A 14212-nucleotide genomic window follows, 5' to 3' on the forward strand; every position below is an offset into this window, starting at 1 on the left:
TATCCGCCCGCTGGAGCAGCAAGGTATTCTGGTGCGCCGCTCGCGCGAGCAGTTGGAAATGGAGATCGACAAATTCACGATTATTCAGCGTGATAACCTGACTATCGCCTGCGCCGCTCTGTACCCTTTCCCGGAAGAGAGGATTGGCGAAATGGCGTGTGTGGCGGTACATCCGGACTACCGTAGTTCGTCACGCGGGGAAGTGTTGCTGGAACGAATCGCCGCGCAGGCCCGGCAAATGGGGTTGAGCAAGCTGTTTGTGTTAACCACACGCAGCATCCACTGGTTCCAGGAGCGCGGCTTCACGCCGGTGGATATCGACCTGCTGCCGGAAAGCAAGAAAGAGATGTACAACTATCAGCGGCGGTCAAAAGTGCTGATGGCGGATTTGGGGTAAGAGTGGTTGCCGGATGCGGCATAACTGCCTTATCCGGCCTACATCGCTGGCACATCTTTTTTAGGCCGGATGGCGCTGACGCTTATCCGGCCTACATCTACATCATGCCGTCATTAAATAATGCTGACAGTCCGCTGCGGCGTTCAGTGCGGGTGGCAATGGCGCGGCTCAATATCCGCTCATCGGCATACAGCGACAGGCGGCGACGCGCGCGGGTAACGGCGGTATAGACCAGCTCGCGGGTAACCACGGGTGAATGCTGGCTGGGTAAAATCAACGCCGCGTGGTCAAACTCAGATCCCTGCGATTTGTGCACCGTCATCGCCCAGGTGGTTTCATGTTCAGGCAAGCGGCTGGGCTGCACCGATTTGATAGAACCATCCGGCAGCGCAAACCACACCCTCAGGCCCTGTCCACGGTCGAGGGCAATGCCGATATCACCGTTAAATAATCCCAGCGAACTGTCATTGCGCGCGATCATCACCGGCCTTCCCTCATACCAGCGGCTATGGGTCGAACGATGAATTTTACGTTTTTGCGCCATCACCTGCTCAATGCGTTCATTCAAACCACTAACGCCAAACGGACCTTCCCGCAGGGCGCATAGCAGCTGATACTCATTGAAGGCCTGAATGACAGCCCCCGGCTCGGCACCCCCGTGCAGCAAATCCAGGTAGTGCCCATATCCCGACAGCGCCTCATCCAGCATCGCGGCATAATCCTCGCTGCTGTGTAGCGTGCGTTTTTCGATGTCGCTAAATCCCTGCTGGAACACCGTTTTTATCGCAGTTTTGTCGCCGCGATTAATCGCCGCGGCCAACTGACCGATTCCGGAATCGCTGCCGAAACGGTAGCTCTTTTGCAGCAGGCACAGACTGTCGCGCAACGCTGCTGCCTGAATTCCCGAACCGGCAGGAATAGCGCTCCCGGTCAGGCGACTGAGCTGGCGGGCGCGTTCCGGGGTAAACCCGTCACCGACGAAAGCACAGATATCCCCCAGCACGGCCCCCGCTTCGACGGAAGCGAGCTGGTCGCGATCGCCCAGAAAAATCACCCGTCCGTGCGGCGGCAGCGCATCGATAAGGCGCGACATCATCGGCAAATCAATCATCGAGGCTTCATCCACCACCAGCACATCCAAATGCAACGGGTTTCCCGCATGATGACGCAGGCGCTGACTGCCAGGCTGAGCGCCTAATAATCGATGCAGCGTACTGGCGTCATCGGGGATGCGTTTCTTTTGCTCATCGGTTAGCGGTAGCTCTCGTAACGCCGCTCCCAGTGAGGCGGTCAGGCGCGCAGCCGCTTTTCCCGTTGGCGCCGCCAGTCGAATACGACAGCGCTCACCGTCGGCCATTTGAATCAACGCCGCCAGCAGCCTTGCGACCGTTGTCGTTTTTCCCGTCCCCGGTCCGCCTGAGATCACCGATATCCGGCGGGTGAGCGCAACAGCAGCGGCTACTTTTTGCCAGTTAACCCCCTCCGATGGCGGAAACAGCGCCGCCAGCGTGTGGGTCAGCCGTTGTTCATCCACTTCAATGGCGTGGTTCACTTCACTGAAAAAGCGAGCCACCGTACGTTCGTTGTGCCACATCCGGTTCAGATACAAGCGATCGCCGTACAGCACCAGCGGCGTGGGTTGCTCGCCACGGCTTACCGCACTGGAAGCCAGCAGACATTCCGCCCAGTCTTCTGGTTCGCCCGTTTCAGCGAGCCAGGCGCTTAACAGAGGATGCGCGTCCTCGCTCAGAGATAACCGTGAAAGCGGTAAGCAGACGTGCCCTTCTCCCGCTTCACGACTGAGCAACGCAGCCGCCAGCGCAACGGCAGGGTTGTCACTTCCGGCTACCGCCAGCGCGAACTGAGCATCCAGAGGCCGGAGCTGTTTTTGCTCAACAGCCTCCAGAAATCGTTTCTGGATTGTCATAACATCGTCTCCTGCACCGCACCGGCAAACATCTCGTCCATCAACGCAATCAACTCTCCGTCAGGTCGGGTCGCGTAAATTCCCTGCTGCGGATTTTCACTGTCAACGCCGCGCAGGAAGAGATAGATAACGCCGCCAAAATGGCGTTCATAATCGTAATCAGCAATGCGATGGCGTAAGTAGCGATGCAGCGCGAGGGTATAAAGTTGGTATTGAAGGTCGTAGCGATGCGCCTGCATGGCAGAGGCCATCGCCTGCTGCGTATAGGCGGAGCTGTCTTCGCCCAGCCAGTTCGATTTGTAATCGAGCAGGTAATAACGCCCCTGGTGGCGGAATACCAGGTCAATAAAGCCTTTCAGCATGCCGCGAACCTGCATAAAGTCCAACGCAGGGCACCCCGCCGATAGCGGATCGTATTGGCGAATTAACGCATCAAGCTGGTTGGCCATCAACGGCTGCGAAATCGGCAGATAAAACTCCATCTCCACCTGTTTTTCTCGCGCGGAAAGTTGGCTCAAACTCACGCCAGTCTCGTTGAGAGGCGCCTGCAAAATGGCGTCCAGCCATTCGGTCAAAATCGGCGTCCAGTGTGCGTCATAACCGCCCAACGCCAGTTGCTCCTCGACCCAATGCGGATCCACCGGTTGCGTAAAATCGAGGTCTTCAAACAGGCTATGCAAGAACGTACCCGGCGAAGCGCCGCGCGGGAACTGATGCGGTGTAAGTCCTGACTCTTCAATAACCTCGCCGACGCCTGTGGCATCGATATCCAGTCGTGGGATCAGATCCTGCGCGATACCCTGTCCACGCTGTTGCAGACCGGAATAACTGGTCACGCGCCAGCTATCGCCGGGCTTACGCTGCAGTATTTTAGCACTCAGTTCGCTGCTAACGGCCTGCGCAACCTGCCAGGGTTCACCGTCAGGCTGCGCGGGAGTCTGGCAAGCAATATCGTTGCTACAAAGCGCTTCAATCGCGCTACGCAGACCCACGGCATCCATCGGCTCACCTTTTTGCAACAGGCGACCAAGTGCACTCTGATGCACATCGGTATCCCCTTTTTTATCGCCCCGACGTCGTACCAACGGCGCAACGCCAAGGCTGCAATGCCATACCGAACGGGTTAGCGCGACATACAGCAAACGCAGATCTTCCGCCAGACGCTCTGCTTCGGCTAGCTCAACGCTCTCCTCAGCATCGCTGAGATCCAGCACGGCTTCAAAAGAGCCACGATCGTGGTAGAAAGCCTGATCCTGAACGCGGAAATTGGTGATAAACGGCAGCCAGACCAGCGGATACTCCAGCCCTTTCGATTTATGGATGGTGACGATTTTGACCAGATGCTTGTCGCTTTCCAGCCTGAGCTGCTGGCTGGACGCGTTGCTGTCGGGTTCAAGAATATGCTGGGACAACCAGCGCACCAGCGCATGCTCGCTTTCCAGCTGCGAGCCCGCTTCCTGCAACAGTTCGCTGATATGTAAAATGTCGGTCAGTCGACGTTCGCCTCCCGCCGTCGCCAGCAGGTTCTCTGCAATCTGGCGAGCCGTCATCAGCGCACGTAGCATCGGCATCACGCCGCGTTTATGCCAGATCTGACGATAGCCGTCGAATTCTTCGACCACCGCATCCCAGGCATTCTCGTCGGTATTTAACGCTTCAATATCCTGCGCATTCAGCCCCATCATTGAGGTCGCCAGCGCGCTACGCAACGTGTTCTCACGTTCCGGCGTCATCACCGCCTGCAGCACCCATAGCAACTCCTGCGCTTCCAGTGTTTCAAATACGCTGTCACGGTTGGAGAGGTAGACAGAGGGAATGGCCAGTTGCGTCAGCGCATCACGGACCAGCGCCGCCTCCTGGCGGCTACGCACCAGTACGCTGATGTCCGACGCGCGTACCGGGCTGGATACTTTGCCACTGACCAGTTGCGCAGCGCCAGAATGCCCAGCCTTAAGCCAGTCGCGAATTTGTGTGGCGCACACCTGGGCCATGTAGCTCTGATAATCGCCTACGCCGCAACTTTCTCCTTCCATCAGCCACATACTCATAGCTGGCTGCGTTTCGCCGTGTAAAACAAACCGTAACGCCTGGTTTTTTTCTGCGGATTTTACCGGGCTGAAAGGGATTTCGCGGAACATAAAGGCGTCGTCCATCTGGCTGAAAAGCGTATTCACGCTATTGACCATGCCGGGGGCCGAACGCCAGTTGGTATCAAGCGTATAGTGTGCGCTGACTTCGCTGCGCGCCTTCATATAGGTGAAGATATCCGCGCCGCGAAACGCGTAAATTGCCTGTTTCGGATCACCAATTAGCAGCAGTGCGGTATCCGGCTGATGCTGCCAGATCCGACGAAAAATACGGTACTGCTGCGGATCGGTATCCTGGAATTCATCGATCATGGCGACCGGGAAACGAGTACGAATAGCCGTCGCCAGCGCATCGCCGCTTTCACTGCGCAACGCCGCATCCAGACGGCTGAGCATATCGTCAAAACCCAGCTCGCCGCGGCGACGTTTTTCCTCGGCAACTGCCGAGCGGATCTCCGCCAGCGCCCGGGTGATCACCAGATCGCGGAGAGTTAACGGTTCGCTAAGCAGTTCATCAATAGCGACAAACAGCGGGTGCTGAGGGGTTATCCCGCCCGCTTTGGTTCGCTCTTCCAGAAAACGCTGTGAGAATTTCTCCAGCGCGTCAGGAAGCTGGTAACTTTGTGTTTCTTCCTGCGCCCACGCGCTGATCTTTTCGATCCACTTGCCCTGATTACCGCGATTAAATTTACGCCGGTCAATTCCGGAGGCTTCCATCAGGCCATCCAGCTCATCAACAGAATCACACCATTGCTGCTTGATCTGGTTAATGCGTGCGAGAATTTGTTCATGCCGGGAGGCCAGCGTTTCGTCATCAGACGGTGGCGCCTTGATAACCGGCGCTTCCCCCTGCAGATAGCGATCGATATCTCTCAGCAGCGCTTGCGGTCCTTTCCACGTTTCAAAAACCACCTGCGCAATGTCGCGGGGCAGCGGGTAGCAGTGCCGACGCCAGAAGTCCGCGCAGGCCTGATAGCGCAGCAGCGATTCATCTTCTATCAGCTGCTGTTCGAACAGCATGCCTGACTCAAAGGCATTAAGACTGAGCATACGCTGACAAAAGCCGTGGATGGTAAACACCGCCGCTTCATCCATCTGTCTTTCAGCCAATAGCAGCCACTGCGCGGCCTGTTTTTTATCGGCAATTTCATCTAACAAACGGACATATAGCTGGTTGTCGGTGGTTTCACGCAGGCAGGCAATTCGCAGTTCATGAATATTGCTACGAATTCGACCGCGCAACTCTTCGGTAGCCGCCTCGGTGAAGGTGACCACCAGCAGTTCTTCGACGGTCAGAGGACGAGGAAAGGCGGCAGAGCCGCCCAGTCCAAGCAGTAAACGTAAATACAGGGCGGCGATGGTAAAGGTTTTACCGGTGCCCGCAGAGGCTTCAATCAGACGCTCGCCCGTCAGGGGCAAGCGCAGTGGATCAAGGGACTCAGCGGCATCATTCATTCTTATCACTCATCAGGGGTAAGGTTTGCTGCAACGCGCTGACGGTCTGCCACACTTTCCAGCCTTCCGGGTGCACATATTCTGCTTTCCCATTCTGACTGCCGGAAACCTGTGACAATATCGCCATGCCTTGCGGCTCAACCACCGCCTGATGGAAGAAGTCGGCAAGTTTTTGCGGCGTCAGCAGTTTAATCTGAGCCACTATTTTATCACGTGAATCGAAGCGCATATTGCCGCGATCAAAATCTTTGCTTAACTGTGAGGCTTCTGCCCCCAGCGTTTGCGGCGCCTGCAGCATTTGCGCAATAATCGCCTGCTGAATTTGCGCGAACTCTTCAGGTTTCATCGCCCGCAGCTTCGCTTCCGCCGTCGGGAAGAACGCTTTATAACGCTCCCAGAGGTAAGACGGCTGCTTATCACTGCTTTGCAGCAGGAACCCCATTCCCCACTGACGGCCAACGCTCATCGGGAAAGCAAATACGGCGTAGCCTAACTGTTCTTCAGTACGCAGCTGATTGTAGAACCACGGCTGAACAATCTGACCTAACATAGCGCTGTAGGCTGAACTGGCGTATTCATCGTATCCGGTTGGCACAAATACCGCCGCCAGCGCTGAATCCGTGCTGCTGCCTGCTTTTTCAAAGATGACGGACTGCTTCTTGTCCACAACCACATCTTTGTTGCGACACCACTGTGACCCGTTCGCACCAAGCTGTTTTTGGATATCCCGCGCCATGCTCGTCGTCTGAGCTTCGCTCATATTGCCAATGACCAGGAATTCAGGTCGCGCACCGGTTTTTAAGGCGTCGCGGTAGGTCATCACCTCTTTCAGGGTGATGGAAGGCAGCAGCTTACGGCGCTCGTCGCGGGAGAAGTACGGCACCTGAGAAAGCATCTGCACCGGCATAATAGCCTGATCGTAAGCTTTACCCTTTTCTGCGGAATCCATCATCTGGGCATACCAGGATTTCGCCTGTTCCAGCTGTTCGTCCGTTGAGGTATAGCTGAAATAGCCGCTCAGCAGCGCCTGAAAAAGCTGCGGCAAACGTTGGGTGTAGCCGTTGGCGTTAAGCATCAACCCATTGTTAGCGTTGGTAGAGAAACCAATTCCACCTACCGATGCCTGGTTACTTAACTGATCGAGCGCAATCCCTGCCAGGTAATCGTTAAGTGCGAATAAGACCTGGTTGCGGGCGCTGTCCATGGCTTTCGGGTTACGCAGGATCACGCTGACGTCAGCCTTCGGCTCGCTGGCAAAATACTGGCTCGGGGCATACACCACGCGTAAATCCGGCTCATCAACGATCAGCTCAGGATGAGCGTATTTTTTATCCGTCTTAATCAGCGTGAAATCATCCGGAATGTAGGGGTTCAACTCCGGTAACGACAGCGCAATGCCCTGCGCTTTTTGCTGCCAGTCGGCAAAGGTTTTGTCGCTGATTTTATCCACCTGGTAAGGCGCATCGACAAAATAAGCGGTTTTATTATGTGGCTCTTTCGCGCTGATATACCAGATACGCGCATTCTGCGGCGTCATCATTGCCAGACGTTGCTCAACGGCTTTCGCATCGTACTGGTCAGCAATATTCACCGCATCCAGCGTATGCTCGACAGGAACGCGGATCATGGTATCAGCCAGCCATTCCACATAGTCCATATCACGGGTGATGGAGGGATAACGGAAATCGAGATCCAGCACGTGCGCCAGCTCGTCAAAATAGCGTTTATCGACACCTTTCTCGCGTAACAAATTGAGGTAGCTAAAGATTGCCGCGACAACTTCATCGCGGTTCGCCAGCCCCTTGTCGGTTAACGTCGCGGAAATGGCTAATACGCCGCTGTTCCCGTTGACCACCGGATCGGAGTCTGCGCGAATACCTTCAACCAGGCCCTGCTTTTGCAGCCAGTCAGACAACGTGCCCGGGCTACGATTGCCAATCAGGTAGGTCACCAGTTCATCGGTTTTACTGCGGAACTGCGCGCTGTTGTTATCGATACGAAACTCGACGCGCAATACTTTACGCGGCATTGCCGGAACATAGTGGATGATGATGCCCTTTTGCGCATCAGTGACGACCGGGACGGTAATCTCAGGCTTTGCGATATTCCTGTTCGGTACGCGCCCAAAGGTGTCAGCCGCTATCCGCGCCAGCTCTGGCAGCGGTTTATTGCTATAAATCACCGCCTTCATCAGGTTCGCAGAGTAGTACTTTTCATGAAATTTTTGTAATGCTTGCAGCACCGGGTTGCCCGGTTTATCGCTTAATGTCTCAAGATTCCCGCCAGAGAAACGCGAACCTGGGTGCGCCGGGTTGATCGTCTCAGCGCTCACCTGCGCCATACGCATCCCGTCTCGGGTACGCGCCAGTGTCAGCTCGGAGTTAACCGCGTTACGCTCGCGGTCGGCATATTTTTTATCCAGCAATGGATCGGCAATAGCATCCGCCAGGCGATCCACCGCCCCCACCAGCGCGTCGTTTTCGACTTCAAGATAGAAGGCCGTACGATAAGGCGCAGTGCTGGCATTGTGGCTACCGCCGTGCATTTTCAGGAATTCAGCCAGGCTGTCCGGCTGTGGGTATTTTTTCGAGCCCATCAGACACATGTGTTCGAGATAGTGCGCCAGCCCCTGATGATCGTCCGGATCTTCCAGCGAGCCCACGGGGACTACCAGTGCAGAAAGGGATTTCACGGCCTGAGGATCGGATACCAGCAGCACAACCATGCCGTTATCAAGGCGCACGGCCTGATACTGACGGGTGTCTTTATCGCTTTTACGGATGGTTTCAGCTAAAGGCTGCCAACCGGTATCTGCCTGACTTACGGGAACCCAAAGGGCGACGAACAACAGTAATGCGCTGAACCAGGTGCTGCGGGGCATTCACAAACCTCATCATTAACGAATTCACCTGTTCACTACAAACCACGCATAAATACATGATCTGAACAGGGCAAGACTATGTGCTGAACGAGCCAGCATCTTCTCTTTGTAGGAATCAGTCCGTGACAGAATGCGCATCATAGTGGAAGCCATCGAATTGCGCAATTTTTATACAATCATCATGACTGATTAAAGCGAAAAATCGGTAACAGGTAGCGCTGAGACTGTAAAACAATAGCCTCCAGCGTATCAGCATCCAGTTGACGCCAAAGACGCTGATACCAGATATCATCACCTTCGCCACGTACCATCATGTTGCCTTCATAGGCTTGCAGAAACTTACTGCGCGCTTTTTGCAACGTTGCATCGTCATCTAACATGGCATCATTTGCGGCGTCATAACAGGTTTTTATCCATGCACCACCGCTTTCGGGTAATACCAGCAACGGTGACGACATGCCTTCCCGATACCCCTCAATGAGTTGCGACAGGTACAGCAGCGCCTGTTCTGCATCCAGCGGCGGAAAACGCCATTCTCCGTCTTTACGCAGGAACAATCGGCTCTCTCCCCTACCGCCACTGGCACAATAGACAAGATGTTCCAGCCAAAGTTGCACACCCTGCGCAATGCTTATCAAAGATGGGCGCCAGCGCAACAAACCGTCCTCTTGCACCTGCGGCAGCCAGCCGGTGATTTGCACGCCGTGACAGTTAAGATTGATTTCCATGCTCTGACAGGGCTGACGACAGGCGATAATGCGTTCAGCCAGCGACTGCATTTCCTGACGCTGCGTATCCCACAGAATTTCGCCAAACGGCCCATAGGGTAGCGCGCCCGCCGCACGAAAACGGCGGAACAGTCGTTCAGCATCGTTCTCTTCAACCAGCGTATTAAGCAATTGCTGATTAAGCTGGTAGCGGGTCAACCCTTCAAGAGTGAAAGGTTCCGTATCCGGGATCTCACTCTCTTCAGAGCGGAAGTTGACCCTTAAACGCATCTGGAAAAAGGCGCGTACCGGATGTGCCCAAAATCGCTGCAGCGTTTCCAGCGTTAGCGTTTCTGGCATTTCAAAGGGCAGAGACTGCACAAAATCCGTGTGCGCTTTTCCTGACAGACTCGCCGCAGGCAGCCATTCCCGGGCATAGCTTTGCTGTTCGCCCGGCAAATAGTTTTGTGCATCAAAGGGCATACGGGTATGCAAACGGGTTATATGCGCTTTTACCCTTGCCTCGCTTTGATCACAGGTCAACGATTCATCGCCCGGCAGATAATGGCTTTGTCCAATGTAGTCCATCAGTTCTTGCACCAGCACCGACGGGAAGCGCTCGCTGTTATCCTGAATAGAGCGGCCAATGTAGCTGATGTAGAGCGTCTGCTGTGCCGAGATTAATGCTTCGAGGAACAAATAGCGGTCATCATCGCGACGACTGCGGTCACCCCGCATCGGTTTTTGGCTCATTAAATCAAAGCCCAGCGGCGCAAGCTGACGCGGATAAACCCCATCGTTCATACCCAGCAGGCACACCACTTTGAACGGAATGGAGCGCATCGGCATCAGCGTACAAATGTTAACGGGCCCCGCCAGGAAGCGCTGGCTGATGCGTTCCTGGTCAAGGCGCTGGGCTAGCTCATCACGCAACAGAGAGAGCGGTATAGCATCGCCGTACTCGGCCCCTAAACCTTCGGTAATAATGGCCTGCCACTGCTGTTCAATCAGCGTCATTGCAGCTTCGGTGTCCGCGTCCGGTAGGAAGAAATCATTAAGCATTTCCCGACAAACGGGTAGCCACTCTTCCAGCGGTCGTTCCTGCGCTAACCCTCTACGCCAGAGATTAAGCTGCATCAGCAACGAGGCCAGATGCCCTACCAGCTCGGCAATCAGGCCGCTGGACTCATCGTAAGGCAATACCGATTGCCACTCGCCCTGCGAGCTTTCCATCGCGTAGCCGAGCAGCATACGCGTTAAACCAAATTGCCAGGTATGCTGACCTGTAGGTGGAAGTTCCAGTTCACGCACGTTATCGTCGTCAATTCCCCAACGAATCCCGGATTCATTGACCCATAAACGAAGATAGCGCAACCCTTCTTCATCAATGTTGAAACGCGCCGCCAGCACGGGAACATCCAGTAACGCCAGGACATCCTCTGAGACAAAACGGCTATCCGGCAGCGACAGCAGGCTGATAAAGGCCTGTAAGACGGGATGAGACTGGCGTGCCCGACGGTCAGATATCGCATAAGGTAAGTAACGCTCGGCTGGCGCGCTACCAAAGACCGACTGAATGAATGGGCTGTAGCTGTCGATGTCCGCCACCATCACGATAATATCGCGCGGTGTCAGCGTTGGGTCCGCTTCCAGCATGGCCAACAGCCGGTCATGAAGAATTTCCACCTCGCGCTGTGGGCTATGGCAGACATGGAAAGTCACGCTGGTGTCGTTCAGCTCAAGCCGGCGTTTATTGTCGCTACGGGAATATTCTTCCAGCGTAACGCCCGCCACGGCATGACTTTCAAGTTCCAGAATATCCGATTGAATATTATGCAAAAGGTTGTCAGGCGTAATGTCGACAAACGCATCCAGTTCCTGACTGTTTTCCAGCTCCGAAAGCAAATAAATGTAATCACGCCCCAGCTTGCCCCACGAGGCCAGCATCGGGTTGCCCACATCCTGTTCGCCATCGCTGTTAAATAATCCTTCGGCTTTCTGATTATCACGAAACAGCGGCAGATGCCGTTCTTCAAAGCTGTGCCGACGCTGACGTGCCATCAGCTTCGCCAGCCAGGCCGGATCTTTAATATCCCCCCAGTAGTAGCGACAAGGGTTGGTAAACAGCAGATGAATATCAATGTGCTTACCCAGCGCCTGCAAGGCCTGCAGGTAAACCGGCGGTAGCGCCGAAATACCGCAAATAAAGACGCGAGAAGGCAGCCCCTGCGGACATTCAGACGCATTTTCCAGGGTCTGAATAAATCGTTGGTATAAATTGGCACGATGCCAGCGCGGTTGGCCCAATTCCGCGGTGTATTCCACCAGCGCTTTCCACAACGGTGCCTGCCAGGCCTGAGACTCGCCAAGTCCCTCAACCTGTCGCCCCGCTTCCCACTGGGTCAACCAGTCAGGGCGGTAGACTAAATACTGGTCGAAAAGGTCAGCCGCGCGCGAGGAAAGCTGAAAAAGCTTACGTTTATCAGTGTCGTCCGTCAGATAGTGGCGTAGCAATGCGAAGTCATCGCTATCCAGCAATTGTGGCAACAGCGTCATCAACTTCCAGCTCATGCTCTGTTTGCTGAACGCACTCTCTTTCGGGATATCCGGCAGCACGCGCACAAACATATCCCAGATAAAACTCGCGGGCAGCGGAAAATCGATATTGGCGGCAATACTAAACTTCTGTGCAAGAGTCATTTGTAGCCACTGCGCCATACCGGTACTTTGAACCAGGATCATCTCAGGCTCAAAGGGGTCGTCCAGCCGCTCGCGCTCAACGATAAACTCCATTAACGCTTCCAGCACATCCAGACGGTTGGAGTGGTAGACCCTTAACATAGCGACTCCTGACTACTGACGATTCGGGCAATGCAGACGCGTCATCTGACCCTGCCTGCCGAGGGGTGAAGAAATTATAACGTTGATGCTGACACATCCCGCTCTCGTTGTCTGCATTCGGTTAACCTGCCAGTTCACAGGCGATGAAAACGGGTACAGCTGGGTTTGCTGCCAGGCGTGGCGCCAGAGTTGCTGATACTGGTTTCTGATGATAAAGCTGTTCATTAGCACCCGCTGGTATCCTGACAACGCGGTCACAATCATTATCATTAGTACCATTGCCAGCATCACTTCCGGCAGACTAAAACCACGCTGTCTGTTCAGGGGATCTGGCATAACGTCTGCTCCTTTAGCGGACAAAAATCGCTCCAGCCACGCGCCGAGAATTCTATGTTGCCATCAATAACCCCCCCCTGACGCCATAACGATATCCCTTCATAGTGGGCAATAAGCAGAACAAAATTATTGGTAAGCAGGCGCAGGCAAACCGCGGCATCCTGCGTGGGATCGCGCCGACACTGTACGGCGGGTTGTAAGCGCCAGGGCTGCGTACGCCCCCATTCCATCGCGGATTGCACTACCGCCTGACGCTGCAGCGCCTGACTTTGTGTGACCACACGCGCAGCAAAACTGGCCTCCTGTCTGCTAACGCCTTGCAGCAGCAGACTACCGAGCACCAGCAGCAACAGGACCATTGCCAGAGAAGATACGCCTCGCTCACGGTTCACAGGTTGAATCCCGTAACGCTGTAGACCGCTTCAACAACTTTTTGTGGTTCGTCATTGCTCACTCCACGCAAACGCAGCGTAAGAAGCGGGGAATATCCGCTGAAATTCAGCCTTTCAACCTGAAATGCCTCAATCTGTATCGTGGCCGGATCGGTCATTTTGTCCCATCCTTTGCCAGTGCAGCCGGTGGCTCCACGCACGGTTTCCAACACCTTGTCCTGTAAACGAAACCCAATAGAATCAGCCTCTTTCACGGGACCGCTTTCCCAAACGCCATTGCTGTTGGCATCCCAGCGGGCAATAACACAGTCTCCCTTAGCCGATATCACCAGTCCCTCTCCGACACAGTTTCCCCGGCAATACCCCGCCCGCTGAAGATGCTTCGCCACGGTGTAGACCCGCTGCCATATTTCATCTTCCAGTACTAACTGGCGCGTGTTACGCAGAATCTCTCGCTGTAGCGCCGGTAAAAATCGTGCTGAGCTAAGCAATAAAATACTGCTAATCGCCATGGCAATGAGCATCTCCAGCAGTGAAAATCCCCGTTCATTTACTGACATAATCTGGCCTCATCACGCTCGCAAAGCCTGATTCGCCCCCAGCCAGACACCACCACGCGCCATTCCCCAGTCGCATTTTTCAGGCGTATATGTCCGGCCCATGCCGTATTGCGCAGTCCAAAAAAGGCCAGTGAAGGTGTTATCTCTGCCATTTCGACGTCGTCCCAGGGCGGTGTAAAAACCAAAGACGAAACGGGTCGGCACGTGGTTTGCGAAGCCGCAGAGCTGACAAAACACCATGATGTGCCATCCCGAATCACGCTTATCACGTGATCGCGGTTACGCCAGTTAGCATCTTCACGCAGTTGCAGCAGGTAGTCCCGCACCTGGCAGGCGGTCTGCCACAGCCGCTGTTGCTGCTGCCAGCGCTGCCAACCATACAGCCCAGATGCACCAAGCGCCGCGACAATCAGCATCGCAATCAGGGTTTCGAGAAGCGTGTAACCTTGTTGTTTTTTCATGTCGCCAGTATGGCGTGAGGAAAATGAATAACGAGCGGGAAATTCGGTTTCTACGGCGAGCTATGGGGAATATTTAGCGCGTTACAGGCCGTTGCAATATTTCAGGAATCCGCGCCGAAGAACGCGATTTGTGACAAAAAAAACCGACGCACATGGGCGTCGGTTGTG

Annotated in this window: 9 protein-coding genes; 1 reads left to right on the forward strand and 8 read right to left on the reverse strand. The window is 54.9% G+C overall.

Translation table 11 applies throughout. The annotated features are described in order from the left end of the window. Positions 1-397 (forward strand): amino-acid N-acetyltransferase (argA, locus tag FDW94_RS24215; protein ID WP_249358479.1); only part of this gene is annotated, 397 nt, incomplete at its 5' end. Positions 398-494: 97 nt separating this feature from the next. Here the strand turns inward: argA and recD are convergent. The 8 genes from recD to FDW94_RS13105 all read right to left on the reverse strand — a co-directional run bounded on the left by recD (position 495) and on the right by FDW94_RS13105 (position 14044). Further along, complete coding sequence (gene recD, locus FDW94_RS13070) at positions 495-2324, reverse strand: exodeoxyribonuclease V subunit alpha (RefSeq protein ID WP_128611737.1); 1830 nt, start codon at positions 2322-2324, stop codon at positions 495-497. Then, positions 2321-5866, reverse strand: a complete 3546-nt coding sequence (gene recB, locus FDW94_RS13075) for an exodeoxyribonuclease V subunit beta (protein ID WP_137377704.1) — start codon at positions 5864-5866, stop codon at positions 2321-2323. Before recB ends, recD begins: the two co-directional genes overlap by 4 nt. After that, entirely contained in the window at positions 5859-8747 is a 2889-nt protein-coding gene (ptrA, locus tag FDW94_RS13080) for a pitrilysin (protein WP_032944851.1), read from the reverse strand. Before ptrA ends, recB begins: the two co-directional genes overlap by 8 nt. 179 nt (positions 8748-8926) lie before the next feature. Then, a complete protein-coding gene (gene recC, locus FDW94_RS13085) occupies positions 8927-12295 on the reverse strand; it encodes an exodeoxyribonuclease V subunit gamma (protein ID WP_137377705.1) in 3369 nt (1122 codons plus the stop codon). 12 nt (positions 12296-12307) lie between these two features. Continuing rightward, positions 12308-12631 (reverse strand): prepilin-type N-terminal cleavage/methylation domain-containing protein, encoded by a 324-nt coding sequence (locus FDW94_RS13090; protein ID WP_008785708.1) that lies wholly within the window; start codon positions 12629-12631, stop codon positions 12308-12310. After that, a complete protein-coding gene (locus tag FDW94_RS13095) occupies positions 12616-13023 on the reverse strand; it encodes a DUF2509 family protein (RefSeq protein ID WP_137377706.1) in 408 nt (135 codons plus the stop codon). The genes FDW94_RS13090 and FDW94_RS13095 overlap by 16 nt, the downstream gene beginning before the upstream one ends. Then, positions 13020-13583: a prepilin peptidase-dependent protein gene (locus tag FDW94_RS13100; protein ID WP_137377707.1), complete on the reverse strand. Its 564-nt coding sequence runs from the start codon at positions 13581-13583 to the stop codon at positions 13020-13022. Before FDW94_RS13100 ends, FDW94_RS13095 begins: the two co-directional genes overlap by 4 nt. Further along, entirely contained in the window at positions 13574-14044 is a 471-nt protein-coding gene (locus FDW94_RS13105) for a prepilin peptidase-dependent protein (protein WP_060683297.1), read from the reverse strand. The genes FDW94_RS13100 and FDW94_RS13105 overlap by 10 nt, the downstream gene beginning before the upstream one ends. Positions 14045-14212 lie beyond the last annotated feature (168 nt).

This window comes from Citrobacter sp. wls757 (genome assembly GCF_005280935.1).
Classification (GTDB): Bacteria; Pseudomonadota; Gammaproteobacteria; order Enterobacterales; family Enterobacteriaceae; genus Citrobacter; species Citrobacter portucalensis.

What these genes read in the sequence shown, in the direction of transcription:
- recD (WP_128611737.1), bottom strand. Translation starts at nt 2,324, where the DNA reads ATGACAATCCAGAAACGATTTCTGGAGGCTGTTGAGCAAAAACAGCTC.
- recB (WP_137377704.1), bottom strand. Translation starts at nt 5,866, where the DNA reads ATGAATGATGCCGCTGAGTCCCTTGATCCACTGCGCTTGCCCCTGACG.
- ptrA (WP_032944851.1), bottom strand. Translation starts at nt 8,747, where the DNA reads ATGCCCCGCAGCACCTGGTTCAGCGCATTACTGTTGTTCGTCGCCCTT.
- recC (WP_137377705.1), bottom strand. Translation starts at nt 12,295, where the DNA reads ATGTTAAGGGTCTACCACTCCAACCGTCTGGATGTGCTGGAAGCGTTA.
- FDW94_RS13090 (WP_008785708.1), bottom strand. Translation starts at nt 12,631, where the DNA reads ATGCCAGATCCCCTGAACAGACAGCGTGGTTTTAGTCTGCCGGAAGTG.
- FDW94_RS13100 (WP_137377707.1), bottom strand. Translation starts at nt 13,583, where the DNA reads ATGTCAGTAAATGAACGGGGATTTTCACTGCTGGAGATGCTCATTGCC.
- FDW94_RS13105 (WP_060683297.1), bottom strand. Translation starts at nt 14,044, where the DNA reads ATGAAAAAACAACAAGGTTACACGCTTCTCGAAACCCTGATTGCGATG.